The sequence below is a fragment of the Butyrivibrio sp. AE2032 genome (genome assembly GCF_000702965.1).
In genome coordinates, this window is record NZ_JNLF01000003.1 from 1,967,501 (window position 1) to 1,983,168 (window position 15,668).

The window sequence follows — 15,668 nt, forward strand, 5'->3', positions numbered from 1 at the left end:
GCAGGGGGTCAAGAGTTCGAATCTCTCCATCTCCACTCGCCAACGAAAGTTGGCACTTTGTACCTTGAAAACCGAATACTGAAATGAAAGATTTCTAATCTAGATATAATCTACGATTAAGAATCGACATCGAAGATCCAGAATTAACAATCGAAAGATTAAAAAAATATCTCATAGATATAACGCTATATAGATATGAGATGAGAACGAAAGTTATCGAAAGATAATGGACAGTTTCTATATTGCTTGAACGAGGAAACAGACAGATTTTGATTTTAATATTGTCTGCGCAATCCTCAAATGGTTAAGCTATATAGGGCGCAGGGCGGATGCCTTGGCACTAAGAGCCGAAGAAAGACGTGATAAGCTGCGAAAAGCTGCGGTGAGCTGCAAATAAGCCTTGACCCGCAGATATCTGAATGGGGCAACCCGGCGGAGAAGACCTCCGTCATCCTTAACTGAATCCATAGGTTAAGGAAGGGAACCCGGTGAACTGAAACATCTAAGTAGCCGGAGGAAGAGAAAACAAAAGTGATTCCGTAAGTAGCGGCGAGCGAACGCGGAAGAGCCCAAACCAGGGAGCTTGCTTCTTGGGGTTCGGACTGTATAATCGATGGAACCTGTTAGTAGAATGCGAATGGAAAGTCGCAGCCAGAGAGCGTGAAAGCCGCGTATACGAAAACGGGCGAAGCGAGACAGTATCCAGAGTAGGACGAGACACGTGAAACCTTGTCTGAATGAGCGGGGACCACCCCGTAAGGCTAAATACTACTTAGTGACCGATAGCGTAGAGTACCGTGAGGGAAAGGTGAAAAGGACCCCGGGAGGGGAGTGAAAGAGAACCTGAAACCCTGTGCCTGCAAGCTGCGAAAGCCCCATACGCGGGTGATCGCGTACTTTTTGTAGAACGGTCCGGCGAGTTATGTATGGAGGCGAGGTTAAGTACTTAAGGTAAATAGCCGAAGGGAGACCGAGTCTGAATAGGGCGAGTAGTCTTTATACATAGACCCGAAACCGGGTGATCTATCCATGGACAGGATGAAGCGGCCGTAAAAGGCTGTGGAGGTCCGAACACACATCCGTTGAAAAGGGTGGTGATGAGCTGTGGATAGGGGAGAAATTCCAATCGAACTCGGAGATAGCTGGTTCTCCCCGAAATAGCTTTAGGGCTAGCCCTGTAGCATTCCTTTTGGAGGTAGAGCACTGAATATCCGCGGGGGCTTCACCGCTTACCAAAGATTATCAAACTGCGAATGCCAATAAGGATAAGCACAGGAGTCAGACTGCACGAGATAAGTTGGGTAGTCAAAAGGGAAAGAGCCCAGATCCACGGCTAAGGTCCCAAAGTGCGTGTTAAGTGGAAAAGGATGTGGGATTTCATAGACAGCTAGGATGTTGGCTCAGAAGCAGCCACACATTCAAAGAGTGCGTAATAGCTCACTAGCCGAGAGGTCCTGCGCCGAAAATTACCGGGGCTGAAACACGACACCGAAGCCTGGGGATGGTATGTATCTACGGGTACATATGATCGGTAGGGGAGCATTCTAAGCGGCGTAGAAACCGTACCGAAAGGAGCGGCGGAGCGTTTAGAAGAGAGAATGCCGGAATGAGTAGCGAGATGGAGGTGAGAATCCTCCAGGCCGAATATCCAAGGATTCCAGGGTAAAGCTGATCTGCCCTGGGGAAGTCGGGACCTAAGGCGAGGCCGAAAGGCGTAGTCGATGGACAGCAGGTTGATATTCCTGCACTTATGTATATCAGAACTGTGGGGACGCAGGCAAAAGGGATGAGCCGGAAAAGGAAAATCCGGTCCCGCAAGGGGGAGCGAAGATTAGTAGCGAAGCATCAGATATGACTGCCAAGAAAAGCCACTATTGCGTATGCATAACCCGTACCGTAAACCGACACAGGTGGATGAGGAGAGAATCCTAAGGCCGACGGGAGAAGCATTGTTAAGGAACTCGGCAAAATGTCCCCGTAACTTCGGGATAAGGGGAGCCCACCTAAGACGTGGGCCGCAGAGAAGAGGCTCAAGCAACTGTTTAGCAAAAACACAGGTCTATGCGAAACCGAAAGGTGAAGTATATGGGCTGACGCCTGCCCGGTGCTGGAAGGTTAAGAGGAGAGGTTAGCTAAGGCGAAGCTTTGAATTTAAGCCCCAGTAAACGGCGGCCGTAACTATAACGGTCCTAAGGTAGCGAAATTCCTTGTCGGGTAAGTTCCGACCCGCACGAAAGGCGTAATGATTTGAGCACTGTCTCGGCAATGCACCCGGTGAAATTGAAGTACCAGTGAAGATGCTGGTTACCCGCGCCAGGACGGAAAGACCCCATGGAGCTTTACTCCAGGTTGATACTGGGAGCCGGTATTATATGTACAGGATAGGTGGGAGACTAAGAAGCAGGGACGTCAGCCTCTGTGGAGTCGCTGTTGGGATACCACCCTTATGATGCTGGTTTTCTAACCAAGGATCCTGAATCGGGTCCGGGGACAATGTCTGCCGGGGAGTTTGACTGGGGCGGTCGCCTCCGAAAGGGTATCGGAGGCGCTCAAAGGTTCCTTCAGAATGGACGGAAACCATTCGTAGAGTGCAAAGGCATAAGGGAGCCTGACTGTGACACCGACGGGTGGAACAGATACGAAAGTAGGACTTAGTGATCCGGTGGTATGAAAGTGGGATTGCCATCGCTCAACGGATAAAAGCTACCCTGGGGATAACAGGCTTATCACTCCCAAGAGTTCACATCGACGGAGTGGTTTGGCACCTCGATGTCGGCTCATCGCATCCTGGGGCTGTAGCAGGTCCCAAGGGTTGGGCTGTTCGCCCATTAAAGCGGTACGCGAGCTGGGTTCAGAACGTCGTGAGACAGTTCGGTCCCTATCCGGCGCGGGCGTAGGATATCTGAGAGGAGCTGTCCTTAGTACGAGAGGACCGGGATGGACGGACCGCTGGTGTATCAGCTGCATCGCCAGATGCATAAGGCTGGGTAGCCACGTCCGGAAGGGATAAACGCTGAAGGCATCTAAGCGTGAAGCCCCCCTCAAGATGAGATATCCCTGCTTCGGCAGTAAGACCCCTTGGAGAGTACGAGGTTAGATAGGCACAAGGTGTAAGCACGGTAACGTGTTCAGCTGATGTGTACTAATAGGTCGAGGGCTTATCCAAAAAGCAAGATAGGTAAGGATCAAGAGATTTCAGTGTTCGGTTTTGAAGGTACAAAGATTTTTTTATAATCCTCCTTAGCTCAGTCGGTAGAGCATTCGGCTGTTAACCGAAGTGTCGTTGGTTCGAGTCCGACAGGGGGAGCGATAGTACCTAGCGAGGTATTTCACGAGCTTGGTACGTAGCCTGCACAGATACTTGGCGAGGTTCTTTTGAGTCTAGTAGAGTGGGCAGAGCGGAAGTACGGTATACTACTTACTTGATCGGTGTGGTCGGCTGAAGGCATAGGGCCTTAGAGTTTCGACCGCAACGCGGTCGCTAACTCTAAGGCTCCGTGGTCAAGCGGTCAAGACATCGCCCTTTCACGGCGGTAACACGAGTTCGATTCTCGTCGGAGTCATTTATCAGGAGCTTTAGCTCAGTTGGTTAGAGCAACCGGCTCATAACCGGTCGGTCCCGGGTTCAAGTCCCTGAAGCTCCACTTTGGTTTTTTAATATTATATTGAAAGACCGCGTAATACCCAGTATAATTTGTAAAGAGGGGTCTTAGCTCAGCTGGGAGAGCATCTGCCTTACAAGCAGAGGGTCACAGGTTCGAGCCCTGTAGGCCCCATCAACGCGATATGTACCAAATGCATATCGCGTATTTTTTACCAATATGGTAATGCCGGCGTGGCGGAACTGGCAGACGCCCGGGACTTAAAATCCCGTGGGTAGTAATACCCGTACCGGTTCGATCCCGGTCGCCGGCAGTAAGAGAGAAGCGTAAGATGCTTCTCTTTTTTTTACGATGTTTGTAAGGTATAATAAGGCTATAAATCATAGTTATTGATGGATAGGTGGTGATCATTTATGTGCAAACTTATCAAAGTTAATACAAATTATGATTCATCCGTAATGGTTGCGGATTATAAAGCTGAGATTATCAGGCACATCATTAGTACAGCAAAAAAGTGCCCGGATATTGATGCTATTATGCTGTTTGGATCCGTGTTGGAAGAGAGATGTAAAGAAAAATCTGACATAGATATTGTTATCATCAGTAAGAAAACAGTCAATGCGCTTAGTGATAGAAAATCCTTTAACGAATTTATGAAGGACTTGTATCTTTTGGATTTTGCCCAGGAATATGATTTCCTATATTTTAAATCTATTGATGAAATTTATCAGAAAAAAGAAAAAGCTCCTATCTGCAAGGAATTAGCGGAGAAGGGACAGATTATTTATAAAAGGCAGGCTGCGTAATGGGGAATACTTTGTTATCAATTGCAAAAGCTGATATAAAAACTGCTAAGAACCTTGTTAACAGTGATGATAAGTATCAAAAGCATCAGGCAGCCTATTTGACTCAGCAGGGTGTAGAGAAAACTTTAAAGTATGCTATTTCTCTAAAAACGGGAGGACAGCCTTGGGGACATGATATTACAAAACTTGTAATTTTAGCCCAACAAAATGGCGTTGATGTACCTGATTTTATTTGTAAAAAGGCTAAGATGATTACATCCTGGGAAGTGGTGTCCAGATATTATCCAACAAGCGTTATCAGGAGAGATACTATAGCGCATGTCATTAGGGTCGCTGATGAATGGCAAAAGAAATTAAAATGATATTTTGTGGGTATGGCTTATGCCGTACCCATTTTTGACAAATGGAAGGATACTTGAAGAGATTACGTATATGAACGAAGATCAATATATTTCACGAATCAATCAACTTGAAAAAGAGATAGGTTATTTGCATAGTTTGCTCGATGAGGCTGGTATTACTTATAGAAAAGAAGCAAAGAATATTGAAGATCTATCTCCTGACAAGAACATTCTATTTGACGATAATCAAGGTGCCAGAGTCAGACCTTTGGAAATAACCAAGCATCGAATAAAATTCTTCCGCAACTTGTTTAACGGACGAAACGATGTTTATAGTCTGCGTTATGGAAAGGTTAATAAGAAAACCGGAAAGCACAGCTACTATACTCAGTGTTGGTATTTTTGGAAAGATGGATTGTGTCCAAAGAGAAATAATCCCAAGTTTTCTTGTGGTGAATGTAGAAATCCGAATTATAAGGAATTGACGGATGAAGTGGTTTATGAGCATCTGAGAGGAAAGAAGGAAGATGCTTCGGATGTATTAGGGGTATACCCACTTCTTCTTGATGAAACTATAAACTTTCTTGTATTTGACTTTGATTGCCATAATGACGATGTTTGCGGCGATGACTGGGCAAATCCTGATTCTGAATGGATGACTGAAGTAAATACATTTAGAAAGATATGTGAAGACAATGATGTGCCTGTTTTGGTTGAGCGCTCAAGGTCGGGGAAGGGAGCCCATTTTTGGATATTCTTTGAAAAGCCGATCCCCGCATCTACAGCAAGAAGATTTGGAACAGCTTTGCTAACCAAAGGTGCCGAATCTGTTAATATGAAAAAATTCACATATTACGACAGAATGCTCCCAGCTCAGGACCATATTCCGATTAATGCAAAGACTGGGAGATCTGGATTAGGAAATCTGATAGCGCTGCCATTACAGGGACTGGCTTTACAGGCTGGGAATAGTGCTTTCATAGATGAAAACTGGAATGCATATCCTGATCAATGGGAGTGCCTCAAGAATGTTAAAAGAATCTCTAAAGAGATTGTTGAAGAAAAGATAAAGGCCTGGGGAGCAGATGGCTTATTAGATAATATGAAGTGACCTCACATTTGTAGCAACGTGGATTTACCTGTAAACTAATGATTTGACGAAAATCTAAGGTAACAGGAATTACCACATACAAAGGGAGGTCACCATGAATAGAATAATAAAAATCGGTATGGATGTCCATAGTTCAAACTACACACTATGTGCTATGGAGCCAGTAATAGGAGCGGAGGATCGTGTTTTTGCAAATATCCAGGTAACACCGGATTACAAGAATATCCTCATGTTTATAGAGAATCTTAAACACAAGCTGGGAGCTAAAGATACTTATGATATTGAGTGTGGATATGAGGCTGGCTGTTTGGGCTATTCACTATGTAACCAGCTTACATCTGCAGGAGTGAAATGCGTTATTCTTGCTCCAACGACAATGCTTACTCAACAGGGACAGCGTATTAAAACTGACAGCAGAGACGCGCTTATGATTGCTCAATGCTTATCATATGGCGGATACCATGCAGTATATATTCCAACAGAAGATGATGATTCAGTAAAAGAATATCTGAGAATGCGTGATGATCATAAGCAGGCATTAAAGAAAGTAAAACAGCAGATCAACGCTTTTTGCTTGCGCCATGGATATCAATACGAAGGAACAAAATGGACGATAGCTCATATCAAATGGCTTAAAAAACTTGAACTGTCATCAATGTATCAGGAAACCTTGAACGAGTATATGGCATCTTATGACGAACAGACAGCTAAGATAGAAAGGTTTGATGCAAGGATTGAAGAAATAGCATCTCAAGCCAGATATTCAGAGAAAGTTAAAAAGTTGGAATGTTTTCTTGGAATACAGACTCATACAGCGCTTTCGCTAATAGTTGAAACCGGAGACTTTAAAAGATTTGCAAAGGGAAATATTTATGCTGCATATCTTGGATTAGCACCTGGAGAATTCTCCAGTGCAGAAAAAATTAACCGATTAGGAATTACAAAAGCTGGTAACAGTCACCTGAGAAAACTGCTTGTAGAAGCATCAGGAGGCATTTGCAAAGGGGCTATAGGACATAAGTCTAAAGTGCTAAAGCAGAGACAACAGGGAAATAGTGCAGAAACTATCGCATATGCTGATAAGGCTAATACACGGCTGAGGAGTAAATACTATAGGTTGATACGGCATGGTAAAAAGAGAAATGTTGCCGTGGCAGCTATTGCACGTGAACTTGCATGCTTTGTGTGGGGAATGATGACTGATAACATAGGTGTAACAGTGGAATAAAGAATCATTCTTCTGCATGCCTGTCAAGGGTGCTACGCACCGCTTCGCGGCTAAAGCCCTGGACAGACATCCATCCGAATGATATAGGTAGTCAAGCAGAAATCAGCAACAGAGTGCAGATTTCTGCCCGATATAACAAATGAATAAGCTGATAGCATCTGGAAGGAGCCAATAAACATGACGGTTCGAGTTAATTGCGAACCCCCTATGTGCGCACAGGAAACTGTGATCCACGATTTTAGATAGCAAGACTCTCGGCGAACCATTAGCCTGTTGGTAACCAATCCACGAATAACAGAGTGGCTACATGCCGGAGACTGTTAAAATGGCTCTTTCCAGATGCTATCAGACAATAACAAATGTGGCTAGCCAAGGAGAAAAGTTAGAAATGTTTCCCTCTTGACAACGGTCACTTCATAACAGGGGGCCTATGTAATGATTTTGATGAAGATGCAGATGATACCATGGCGAGAAAACAGAAGCCTTGGGAAAAAGTGAAACTTTCTTTTTGTAAGGAAGATGCACCTTCCGTAGTAGAAATCATCATTTCTGATAAGATATACATTAATTCAAAAGGAATGCAATATAAAATGCAGAATGCTATAAGGAGAATGGCTGCATTTAGCAATTCGGAGTTCTATAAGACTGCAGGTATGGGCTTTTCAACGCAAGGTATGTCAAGAATCATTTCTTGTGGTTATGATGATGGAGATTATATTTGTATTCCGAGAGCTCTTTTAGATTCACTAATTGAAAAATTAAATGCATCTGGAATTCCATTTTCTCTTACTGATAACAGATGTAAGGGAACTCCTTTAGATGTTTCTTTCAATGGTGCTTTATATGAGGAACAGATGAGAGGTGCACAAGCAATTTTGGAGCACGACAACGGTGTACTAGCAGCCACGACATCTTTTGGGAAAACGGTTGTAGGTGCATATTTAATTGCCCAAAGAAAGGTGAATACACTAATTCTTGTTCATAACACAGAAATTCAGAAGAACTGGATTGAAGATTTAAGCAGATTCTTAGATATTAAAGCTGAATTACCTGAATATAAAACAAAAACAGGAAGAATTAAAAAGAGAAAAAACTTGATCGGAAAACTGTATGCCGGGCATGACTCGATGACTGGAATAGTTGATGTTGCTATTTTTTCTTCTCTTGGGAAAGGTGATGAAATCAATCCAATTATCGAAAACTACGGAATGGTAATTATGGATGAGTGCCATCATGGAGCAGCGCAGACGGTTGAAGATGTAATTGGGGCAGCAAAAGCAAAGTATGTATATGGATTAACAGCTACTCCTAAACGGGAAGATGGACTTGAAAAGAAAGTGTTTATGCAGTTTGGACCTATTCGGTTCAGATATACTGCTAAAGAGAGAGCGCAGAAACAAGGCATAGCGCATTTTGTATATCCTCGATTTACGAGGCTTGTAAGTTCTACAGATCTGAAGATAACAGACGCAAACCGGGCTGTAATTGAGTGTGATTCTAGGAATGATCAGATAATATCTGATGTGGAAGACTGTATTAAGGATGGTAGAACTCCGCTGGTATTAACCAAATACAAAGAACATGCGGAGCTGATTTATCAGAGATTGCAGGGAAAAGCAGATCATGTATACCTTCTGCAAGGCGGAGGAAGTAGAAAAGCTAAAGATGAAATGAGATTGCAGATGCGAGCTGCTTCTGATGATGAATCTGTAATACTCGTGGCAATTGATAAATATGTTGGTGAAGGGTTTAATTTTCCAAGACTTGATACATTGATGCTGGCAATGCCTGCAGCAGCTGAAGGCAATATTGAGCAATTTGCCGGGAGGTTACATAGAGATTATAAGACAAAGACGGAAGTAATAATATATGATTACGTAGATTCGCATATCCGAGTTCTTGAAAAAATGTACCACAAGCGCCTTAGAGCTTATAAGAAGATAGGGTATGAAATTTGGAATAATGCGATTATAGACAAGCAGGATGCAAATTCTATCTTTGACATGGATTCATATGAAAGTGTTTATGAGAAGGATCTTTTGGAAGCAAATAAGGAAATTGTTATTTCAAGTCCAGGCTTAAATCATTCTAAAGTTGAATCTTTTATTAGGCTTGTAAAGAAAAAACAGGAAGATGGGATCAGAATAACTGTTGTCACCCTTAACCCAGAAGGTTATCCGGAGGAAAGGATTAAAGATACCAAAGGAATTGTGCAGTTATTAAAGGACAACGGAGTAAACGTCAGAATACAGGATCACATGCATGAACACTATGCAATTATTGACAATGAGATTGTGTGGTATGGAAGTATGAATCTACTATCCAGAGCTAAGCCTGATGACAATCTGATTCGAGTTAAGAGTAAAGAAGCAGCGCTTGAACTATTGGAGCTTACTTTTGGATAATCAAAGATACAGATATGTTTTAAAGATTGATATCGCTGCTGTAAATATTGTTTGTTATTCAATAAATATGAATATCCTTTATCATACGAAAGTGGGTCAGAAAATGGACCAAAAAAGAAGGTGAGTCCGCAAGGCTCCTTTCCATGCGGGTTCCAAGACGTCACAAAAGTTCGATCCCGGTCGTCGGCAGTAAGAGAGAAGCAGTGATGCTTCTCTTTTTTGTTGCCATCTTGTACTATAAAAGAGTGTACATATATGTTGGATGGGTGAAGGGGAGACTTAATCATGGTTATACATCCAATTGAACCAATATATGATAAGAGTTCAAAAATACTTGTTCTGGGAAGTTTTCCCTCTGTTAAATCAAGAGAAGAAGGTTTTTTCTATGGGCATAAGCAGAATAGATTTTGGAAGGTGGTTTCCGGAGTGTTTGAAGAGGAAGAGCCAGGGACAATTGAGGAGAAGAAAGCTCTTTTGATAAGGAACAGGATTGCAGTATGGGATGTGATACAATCCTGCGATATTGAAGGATCATCGGACTCCAGCATCACTAATGTAGTACCGAACGATCTAAGCGTTATCTTAAATACAGCAGATATCAAGGCAATATATGTCAATGGTAAAACGGCACTTAAGTATTATGAAAAGTACACAGAGCCTGTGACCAAAAGACCTGCAATATGCCTTCCGTCTACAAGTCCCGCCAATGCTGCCTGGAATATGGAAAAGCTTCTGAGTGCTTGGAAGATTATAAAAAAGTATTGACCTTGCCCTTGGGGCAGCCTTTACCATTAAGTAAGTTGTAGAGGTCGCAGGAATGATAAGAGATTATTTTAAAAGGAAGGGATTCTAAAAATGGATAATAAGTTTTTTCCGGAGGGAAAAGATAATGAAAATTGGTATTTCAGCCTGTTCAAACGGACATTTGCCGGAGTGGCAGAATCAGATAACAGAACTTGAACAGGTTCTTAACAACATGAATATTGAGACAGTTCTTTCACCGCATATTATGAGAACTACAGACGAATACAGCGGGACTGATAAGGAAAGAGCTGAAGATCTAATGAAGTTTTATTCTGATGATGCGATAGATGCAATCTACGACATTTCAGGCGGAGACCTGGCTAATGGAGTGTTAAGATATTTAGACTATGATACCATAGCCAAGACCGATAAGGCTTTCTGGGGATATAGCGACCTGACTACGGTTATAAACGCGATATACACAATGACAGGCAAGCCGGGAGTTCTTTATCAGGTAAAAAACATGATCTGGTCATGCAGAGATGTTCAAAAGCAGAGATTTTCAGATTATGTCTCCGGAAAAAATAATGACCTGTTTGATATAGAATACAACTTTTTGCAGGGAACAGCTATGCAAGGCGTGGTTGTAGGTGGCAATATCCGCTGCTTTACCAAACTTGCAGGAACAAGGTACTGGCCTGATATGAATGGGAAGATATTGCTTCTTGAGGCACTTGGTGGAGAATCCGGACAGATAGGGACTCTTTTTAGCCAATTGGACGATATTGGTGTGTTTGACCAAATATCAGGTGTGTTGCTTGGGACTTTCACTAATTACGAAAAAGCAGGACTATCGCTTACTGTATATGATCTTTTGAAAATGCATATCTCAGAGGTGCTTCCCGTAGCATATACAAGAGATATAGGACATGGCCATGATGCTAAGGCTATCATGATTGGAAAAGAATACAGTATTCATGCGGTTACAACATAATGGGGAAACATTTGATGTATATCAATAACTAGGTTCAGAAGTGGGGTTAGTATATTAAGTGAAACCGCCAACCTCCTTTCCATCAGTGTTTGAGTGGCGCAGGAAAGTTCGATCCCGGTCGCCGGCATGAAGAGAGAAGCAGTGATGCTTCTCTTTTTTGTGATCATTTATCTTGCTGAGTCAGTTTATGAAAGTATTCTAATAACCTTTTTTCTAAGGATTTATCCTTCTGAAGAGAGTTTACAAATGAAAAGAGTTCTGGGTCTTCAGATGAAGAAATTGTTATTGAACTGGGAGATGGATCATCTGTTAAGCCATAAAGATAGTCAGAAGTAGTGTTGAACGTTGACGCTATGAAACATACTGTTTGGAATGATGGTTCCCTTTGCCCATTTTCATAACGCCCGTAACCCATTGCGGACATGTTGAGTTTTCTTGCTGCTTCAGCTTTGCTCATACCTAATTGTTCACGAATTTGGATTATTCTTTCAGATTTGAATTTCATGTGTACCCCATTTTACTATTGACAAATAACCATTGGTTATGTATCATACAATAACCGATGGTTATATTATAACCTAAATTATTCATTTATCAAGGAGGAATAAAAATGGGATGTTGGATGATTGGGGCAGGTGACTTAGAGATAATTCCTGCGCCAGATGAGACATTGATCAAGGAGTACATAAAGTTTTCAAATAGGATCAATCCATATGAAAAAATGGATGAAAACTTTCCAAATCCATGGTTTTTTAATGAGGATAATCGATTAGAGTCGATAGCTGGTAAATTTGCGGAACCTTCTGTCTGGTATGACTATATAAAGAACTTTTTTGAGGCGCTAGGTTATAAATTGGTTGGCGAAAAGCGAATAGTGGGCGAATGTGAACCTGGAGTAAATTTCTGGGAATTGGATGATATTCAGTATAAGAAGTATAAAAAATGGCAAGAGAGAATTCAGAATTATGAACTAGGAGCATAAAAATGTGTAATGAAATTTCTATGAATTATCTCTTTATATTCTTGACTTAAGGTTTTGGTTACAATACTATAATCTTAACAGCGGACACTTGAGGTTCGTTTGAACGTTGAAATCAAAGAGGGTTCTGGAACGCTTTCTTTGATGGAGTTCTAGGTGGGTTCGATAAATAACCACAAACCAGATAGGATTATCCGAAAGAAAATTATCTAAAAGACCTTGTAGCCAAATACAAGGTCTTTATTTTTTTGGAGATGGAATGGGAGTATTAGAATCTTTAAACTCATATGACAAACTGCTAAATACGGAATATCTTATAAAAATTGGCCGAAAAGGAAAGGCTAGCGTTCTTTGCCTGGTTTTTGATAAGGTTGATTGGTTCCACACGATGGGATTGCATTATCTGAAGGATCTTGAATTCTTAAACGTACATGGAGCTCAAACAGAATCTTTATATGATGAAATCATCTCAGGAACTTATGAAAATGATGACTTTGAAAAATCAAGGTATTATACAGATGAAATGGAATCAAGGGTAGAACTTTTCGGACAGCTTGCAGACATAATAGAAAAGCTGGATAACCAAGAGTACAGCTTTTATGGCTTTAGTAAAAAGAAGTGTCCTTGGACAAGTATCAATGCAGATTATCTGATAAACAATCATGAGAGACTTGAAAATCTTATGCTATATAAGAAAAGTGATAATTTGGCAGGAATAATATTTATCAGTGAAATGTCTATCTTTTCTTCTGAGGCAACCATGAATGACTACACAGTTGGACAGACGCAGTATACAGTTCTTAAGGTTGAAAAACGCGACAAGGTTACAGGTACTGTGACACCTGTATTTACGCATAGAAACTATAAAGAATAAAGTTGTTTAAGTACATTTGATGTATATCCATAACTAGGTTCAAAAGTGGGTTCAGAAATATAAGTGAAACCGCCAGCCTCCTTTCCATCAGTGTTTGAGTGGCGCAGGAAAGTTCGATCCCGGTCGCCGGCAGTAAAGAGAAGCAGTGATGCTTCTCTTTTTTGTTGCCATCTTGTACTATAAAAGAGTGTGCATATATGTTGGATGGGGGAAGGGGAGACTTAATTATGGTTATACATCCAATTGAACCAATATATGATAAGAGTTCAAAAATACTTATTCTGGGAAGTTTTCCCTCTGTTAAATCAAGAGAAGAAGGATTTTTCTATGGGCATAAGCAGAATAGATTTTGGAAGGTGGTTTCCGGAGTGTTTGAAGAGGAAGAACCAGGGACAATTGAGGAGAAGAAAGCCCTTTTGATAAGGAACAGGATTGCAGTATGGGATGTGATACAATCCTGCGATATTGAAGGATCATCGGACTCCAGCATCACTAATGTAGTACCGAACGATCTAAGCGTTATCTTAAATACAGCGGATATCAAGGCAATATATGTCAATGGTAAAACGGCACTTAAGTATTATGAAAAGTATATGGAGTCTGTAATCAAAAGAACAGCAATATGTCTTCCATCTACAAGTCCCGCCAATGCTGCCTGGAATATGGAAAAGCTTCTGAGTGCATGGAAGATAATAAAAAAGTATTGACCTTGCCCTTGGGGCAGCCCTTACCATTAAGTAATCACAGGATGAAGTACGTACGAATCAGCTGTATTACTTAGTTTCTGAAAATGCATTTACCTAAAAAGGAGGGCATCAGTATGAAGGAAAAAATGACATCGGGAGAAATTGCAAAGCAGGCAGGAGTATCTACAAAGGCGCTTCGTATATATGATGAAAAAGGGCTGCTTAAGCCTGTTGGGCTTTCTGAGGGCAATTACAAACTCTATGACAAAAGCTCACTGATAATTCTTGAAAAGATAATTGCTCTTAAACATATTGGATTTAGTCTTGAAGAGATTAAGAGCAGTCTTGAGAATGATGAACAGAGTTCTATCAGAGAAATCCTCGAGAAGCAGCTTGAAATGATGAATCAGAAAATATATGAGCTTCAAAAGGCTGCAAAGTGCATAGAATCAGCGCTTGCAAGGTTTGATGAAAATCCTGACTGGGACGACATTGCAGACATTATAAGAAAAATGGAAATGAGTCAGGGGGCGGATGAGCGCAGATGGTATGCTGCGGAACATGCTGCAGACGGAATTGAGTGGTATGAAAAGATTTTTAATTCTTTATCATTTGAAGAAAATGATACTGTTCTTGACCTTGGTTGCAGCTACGGCCTTTTGTGGAGAAAGAACTGGGATCGTATTCCCAAGGGCTTCAATGTATTAGGCGTAGACATTCACGGAAATTGGGCGGATGATCTCTACAATTATCTGGAGGATAATCGAGAAACGCTTCCGGAAGGATCTGATATTCAGATTTTTTTCAGTAATCTTGAAAAAGATGAGACGTGGGAAAAGATAAGAGAGAAGAAGTATTCAAAGATCATTGCACATTATCTATTATCTTATCTGCATGATGATGCTTACTTTATCCAAAATGTGGCGCAAGTGCTGGCACCAGGTGGTATGTTTTCTGTTAATCATTACGGAGAAGCAGTGAAGGAATACGATTTCTGGGAAAAATGTTTAACTGAAGCGGGGCTTGATATTTCTTTTGCCCTTAAAAAGAGACGAGAAAGAAGGCAGGCAGACGCAGAGTTTGAGGCGCTTTTATCAGAGAACTTCGATAGAGTAGAAAAGATAGCGCTTCCGGGGCCATTAGTATTTGATAGCACAGAAGCTCTTTTTGACAGAGTGCAAATGAAATACCCCGAGGGCGGGAAATATCTTGAGGACAACAGGGATGCTATAGAAAAATACTTTGAAACTGTGTTGCTGAAAGATGGCTCTGTTACTGTAGATATGGATAGCACATTTTATCATTGTTATAAGAGAGAGGGTTAAGGATGGATAATAAGCTCTTTCCGGAGAGGCTTGATAGAAACAAAGTATATGAATGTGGAATATTTTCGTTATATACAGATAAAGTCAAGCTTCCAAGTGGGTATATCATTGAAAAATATCACCAGATTCATCACCATCATGAGGGCGTTTCAATAGTTGTCTTTAATGATAAAGATGAGATATTGATGATCAGAGAAATGCGATATACTGTGGGACATCTGGAGTGGGAAATTCCTGCGGGCGGAGTAGAAGACGGAGAGTCAATAGAAGAAACTGCCAGAAGAGAGGTTATGGAAGAAACCGGATGCACAGTAAAAGACCTTAAGTTCTTGTGCTCTCAGAATCCGTCAAATGGTATGTCAGATCAGGTGATGCATGTTTTCGGTGCTAAGGTGGACTCTGAAGGACGGATCAAGGATACTGATGAAGTGGCGGATAAAGTATGGATGCCAATTGCAGAGGTAAAAGAGCTTCTTAGAAATAACCAGACAAAGGATGGCATTGCTATTTTGGCAATTCTGTATGCGCTCACATTTTACCACGAGTCTTAAAGACTATATTCAGAGACTACTA

13 protein-coding genes, 6 tRNA genes and 1 rRNA gene (1 of these 20 cut by a window edge) are annotated in these 15,668 nt (G+C 41.5%); 19 read left to right on the top strand and 1 reads right to left on the bottom strand.

The genetic code is table 11. From position 1 onward, the window contains the following. The 14 genes from BO18_RS10690 to BO18_RS10755 form a co-directional block, all read left to right on the top strand. A tRNA-Ala gene (locus BO18_RS10690) sits at window positions 1-35 on the top strand (it extends 38 nt beyond the left edge of the window). A 267-nt stretch (window positions 36-302) separates the two neighbouring features. Then, window positions 303-3,166 (top strand): 23S ribosomal RNA (locus BO18_RS10695). Window positions 3,167-3,234: 68 nt separating this feature from the next. After that, window positions 3,235-3,307, top strand: a tRNA-Asn gene (locus BO18_RS10700). 184 nt (window positions 3,308-3,491) lie between these two features. After that, a tRNA-Glu gene (locus tag BO18_RS10705) sits at window positions 3,492-3,563 on the top strand. 7 nt (window positions 3,564-3,570) lie between these two features. Beyond that, a tRNA-Ile gene (locus BO18_RS10710) sits at window positions 3,571-3,644 on the top strand. A 59-nt stretch (window positions 3,645-3,703) separates the two neighbouring features. Then, window positions 3,704-3,776 (top strand) — tRNA-Val (locus BO18_RS10715). A 53-nt stretch (window positions 3,777-3,829) separates the two neighbouring features. Then, window positions 3,830-3,915, top strand: a tRNA-Leu gene (locus BO18_RS10720). Window positions 3,916-4,015: 100 nt separating this feature from the next. Beyond that, a complete protein-coding gene (locus BO18_RS10725) occupies window positions 4,016-4,408 on the top strand; it encodes a nucleotidyltransferase domain-containing protein (RefSeq protein WP_026499344.1) in 393 nt (130 codons plus the stop codon). Further along, window positions 4,408-4,770, top strand: a complete 363-nt coding sequence (locus tag BO18_RS10730) for a HEPN domain-containing protein (RefSeq protein WP_026514176.1) — start codon at window positions 4,408-4,410, stop codon at window positions 4,768-4,770. The genes BO18_RS10725 and BO18_RS10730 overlap by 1 nt, the downstream gene beginning before the upstream one ends. A gap of 70 nt (window positions 4,771-4,840) precedes the next feature. Continuing rightward, window positions 4,841-5,860, top strand: a complete 1,020-nt coding sequence (locus BO18_RS10735) for a TOTE conflict system archaeo-eukaryotic primase domain-containing protein (RefSeq protein WP_034446105.1) — start codon at window positions 4,841-4,843, stop codon at window positions 5,858-5,860. A 94-nt stretch (window positions 5,861-5,954) separates the two neighbouring features. Next, window positions 5,955-7,088, top strand: coding sequence for an IS110 family transposase (locus tag BO18_RS10740; RefSeq protein ID WP_034445420.1), 1,134 nt, complete (start codon window positions 5,955-5,957; stop codon window positions 7,086-7,088). A 464-nt stretch (window positions 7,089-7,552) separates the two neighbouring features. Next, entirely contained in the window at window positions 7,553-9,493 is a 1,941-nt protein-coding gene (locus tag BO18_RS10745; protein WP_081860986.1) for a DEAD/DEAH box helicase family protein, read from the top strand. 285 nt (window positions 9,494-9,778) lie between these two features. Continuing rightward, a complete protein-coding gene (locus BO18_RS10750; protein ID WP_034446107.1) occupies window positions 9,779-10,258 on the top strand; it encodes a DNA-deoxyinosine glycosylase in 480 nt (159 codons plus the stop codon). 124 nt (window positions 10,259-10,382) lie between these two features. After that, on the top strand, window positions 10,383-11,231 hold the full coding sequence (locus BO18_RS10755) for an LD-carboxypeptidase (protein ID WP_034446110.1): 849 nt from the start codon (window positions 10,383-10,385) through the stop codon (window positions 11,229-11,231). Between the two features lie 163 nt (window positions 11,232-11,394). Here the strand turns inward: BO18_RS10755 and BO18_RS34325 are convergent, their stop codons facing one another. Continuing rightward, window positions 11,395-11,736, bottom strand: a complete 342-nt coding sequence (locus tag BO18_RS34325) for a helix-turn-helix domain-containing protein (protein ID WP_034446112.1) — start codon at window positions 11,734-11,736, stop codon at window positions 11,395-11,397. A 105-nt stretch (window positions 11,737-11,841) separates the two neighbouring features. Here BO18_RS34325 and BO18_RS10765 point away from each other — a divergent pair, with 105 nt between their 5' ends. The 5 genes from BO18_RS10765 (at window position 11,842) to BO18_RS10785 (ending at window position 15,646) form a co-directional block, all read left to right on the top strand. Continuing rightward, window positions 11,842-12,213, top strand: a complete 372-nt coding sequence (locus BO18_RS10765; protein WP_034446115.1) for a hypothetical protein — start codon at window positions 11,842-11,844, stop codon at window positions 12,211-12,213. Between the two features lie 256 nt (window positions 12,214-12,469). Continuing rightward, the gene (locus BO18_RS10770; protein ID WP_034446118.1) at window positions 12,470-13,084 is read left to right on the top strand and encodes a PBECR4 domain-containing protein; all 615 of its coding nucleotides are present in this window, start codon (window positions 12,470-12,472) and stop codon (window positions 13,082-13,084) included. Window positions 13,085-13,311: 227 nt separating this feature from the next. After that, window positions 13,312-13,791 carry a DNA-deoxyinosine glycosylase gene (locus BO18_RS10775; RefSeq protein WP_034446120.1) on the top strand — a complete coding sequence of 160 codons (480 nt, stop codon included), beginning with the start codon at window positions 13,312-13,314 and terminating at the stop codon, window positions 13,789-13,791. 113 nt (window positions 13,792-13,904) lie between these two features. Then, entirely contained in the window at window positions 13,905-15,095 is a 1,191-nt protein-coding gene (locus BO18_RS10780) for a MerR family transcriptional regulator (protein WP_242856553.1), read from the top strand. A gap of 2 nt (window positions 15,096-15,097) precedes the next feature. Next, complete coding sequence (locus BO18_RS10785; protein ID WP_034446125.1) at window positions 15,098-15,646, top strand: NUDIX hydrolase; 549 nt, start codon at window positions 15,098-15,100, stop codon at window positions 15,644-15,646. Window positions 15,647-15,668 lie beyond the last annotated feature (22 nt).

Excerpts from the sequence above, each read along its gene's own strand:
- BO18_RS10780 (WP_242856553.1), top strand. The coding sequence starts at position 13,905 with ATGAAGGAAAAAATGACATCGGGAGAAATTGCAAAGCAGGCAGGAGTA.
- BO18_RS10775 (WP_034446120.1), top strand. The coding sequence starts at position 13,312 with ATGGTTATACATCCAATTGAACCAATATATGATAAGAGTTCAAAAATA.
- BO18_RS10745 (WP_081860986.1), top strand. The coding sequence starts at position 7,553 with ATGGCGAGAAAACAGAAGCCTTGGGAAAAAGTGAAACTTTCTTTTTGT.
- BO18_RS10735 (WP_034446105.1), top strand. The coding sequence starts at position 4,841 with ATGAACGAAGATCAATATATTTCACGAATCAATCAACTTGAAAAAGAG.
- BO18_RS10785 (WP_034446125.1), top strand. The coding sequence starts at position 15,098 with ATGGATAATAAGCTCTTTCCGGAGAGGCTTGATAGAAACAAAGTATAT.
- BO18_RS10770 (WP_034446118.1), top strand. The coding sequence starts at position 12,470 with ATGGGAGTATTAGAATCTTTAAACTCATATGACAAACTGCTAAATACG.
- BO18_RS34325 (WP_034446112.1), bottom strand. The coding sequence starts at position 11,736 with ATGAAATTCAAATCTGAAAGAATAATCCAAATTCGTGAACAATTAGGT.
- BO18_RS10755 (WP_034446110.1), top strand. The coding sequence starts at position 10,383 with ATGAAAATTGGTATTTCAGCCTGTTCAAACGGACATTTGCCGGAGTGG.
- BO18_RS10730 (WP_026514176.1), top strand. The coding sequence starts at position 4,408 with ATGGGGAATACTTTGTTATCAATTGCAAAAGCTGATATAAAAACTGCT.
- BO18_RS10750 (WP_034446107.1), top strand. The coding sequence starts at position 9,779 with ATGGTTATACATCCAATTGAACCAATATATGATAAGAGTTCAAAAATA.
- BO18_RS10725 (WP_026499344.1), top strand. The coding sequence starts at position 4,016 with ATGTGCAAACTTATCAAAGTTAATACAAATTATGATTCATCCGTAATG.
- BO18_RS10765 (WP_034446115.1), top strand. The coding sequence starts at position 11,842 with ATGGGATGTTGGATGATTGGGGCAGGTGACTTAGAGATAATTCCTGCG.
- BO18_RS10740 (WP_034445420.1), top strand. The coding sequence starts at position 5,955 with ATGAATAGAATAATAAAAATCGGTATGGATGTCCATAGTTCAAACTAC.